Origin of the sequence: Micromonospora sp. NPDC023966, from assembly GCF_040639095.1 — a bacterium.
In the GTDB taxonomy this organism is placed as follows: domain Bacteria; phylum Actinomycetota; class Actinomycetes; order Mycobacteriales; family Micromonosporaceae; genus Micromonospora.
On sequence record NZ_JBEZZJ010000086.1, the window covers coordinates 1 to 1,418 of the forward strand.

Below are 1,418 nucleotides of genomic sequence, written 5' to 3' on the forward strand. Positions count from 1 at the left end.
GGTCAAGTCCTTGGACGTGGTGTTTGCGGTTGAGCGTGATTCTTCGTTGTTGTTAGGCGCTGAGCGCTGGCAGGTCGTTGGTGTCGGTGGTCTCCTTCGTGTCGGTGGTGATGAGGGTGAGGCGGGATTTGGTGAGGATGTCGAGGCCGAGGTAGCGGCGGCCTTCGGTCCATTCGTCGTGCTGTTCGGCCAGGACCGCGCCGACGAGGCGGATCAGGGCGTGGCGGTCGGGGAAGATCCCGACGACGTCGGTGCGGCGGCGGATCTCGCGGTTGAGGCGTTCCTGCGGGTTGTTCGACCAGATCTGCCGCCAAATCTCCTTCGGGAAGCCGGTGAAGGCCAGGACGTCGTCACGGGCAGCCTCGAGATGATCCGCGACGGTGGGCAGCTTGCCGGCCACGGTGTCGATAAGGCGGTCGTACTGGGCGTGCACGGATGCGGCGTCGGGTTGGTCGTAGACGCTGTGCAGCAACGTTTTGACCCATGGCCAGGACGCCTTCGGGGTGGCCGACATCAGGTTCGCCGCGTAGTGGGTGCGGCAGCGTTGCCACGTCGCGCCGGGCAGGGTGGCGCCGATCGCGTCGACCAGGCCGCGATGCGCGTCCGAGGTCACCAGGCGGACCCCGGACAGGCCCCGGGCGGTCAGGTCGCGGAAGAACGCGAGCCAGCCGGCGCCGTCTTCGGCGCTGGTGACCTGCAGGCCGAGGATCTCCCGGTGGCCGTCGGCGTTCACGCCGGTGGCGAGCAGGGCGTGGACGTTGACGACGCGGCCGCCTTCGCGGACCTTGAGGACCAGGGCGTCCGCGGCGACGAACGTGTACGGGCCTTGGTCGAGCGGGCGGGTGCGGAACGATGTCACGTGTTCGTCGAGGTCGCGTGCCATGACGCTGACCTGCGACTTCGACAGGCGGCTGATGCCCAACGACTCGACCAGCTTGTCCATCCGCCGCGTGGACACGCCGAGCAGGTAACACGTTGCCACCACCGACGTGAGGGCCGCCTCGGCCCGCTTGCGGCGTTCGAGGAGCCAGTCGGGGAAGTATGAGCCCTGCCGTAGTTTCGGGATCGCGACGTCCAGGGTGCCGGCACGGGTGTCGAAGTCGCGGTGCCGGTAGCCGTTACGGATGTTGACCCGTTCCGGGGAGCTGGTCCCGTACTGCGCGCCGCAGATCGCGTCGGCCTCGGCGGACATCAGGGTGTCGATGAACGTGGTCAGCAGGGTGCGCAGCAGGTCCGGCGACGCCGCGGCGAGGTGGTCGTGCAGGAAGCGGGCAGGGTCGATACTGGGATTGGCCATCGCGTGGAACTCCTCGAGCTTGAGCGGGAACTCAGATCGAAGAATCACGCGGTGGCCGCCTCACGTCTACGCCAAGCCCACCTCAACGGGCCTGCCACACACCACTCTGCGGGACGCAACT

1 protein-coding gene is annotated in these 1,418 nt (G+C 67.8%); it reads right to left on the reverse strand.

The annotated features are described in order from the left end of the window. Nucleotides 1-52: 52 nt before the first annotated feature. A complete protein-coding gene (locus AB0F68_RS35210; RefSeq protein WP_357346216.1) occupies nucleotides 53-1,297 on the reverse strand; it encodes an IS256 family transposase in 1,245 nt (414 codons plus the stop codon). Between the last annotated feature and the right edge of the window lie 121 nt (nucleotides 1,298-1,418).

Excerpts from the sequence above, each read along its gene's own strand:
- AB0F68_RS35210 (WP_357346216.1), bottom strand. The coding sequence starts at position 1,297 with ATGGCCAATCCCAGTATCGACCCTGCCCGCTTCCTGCACGACCACCTC.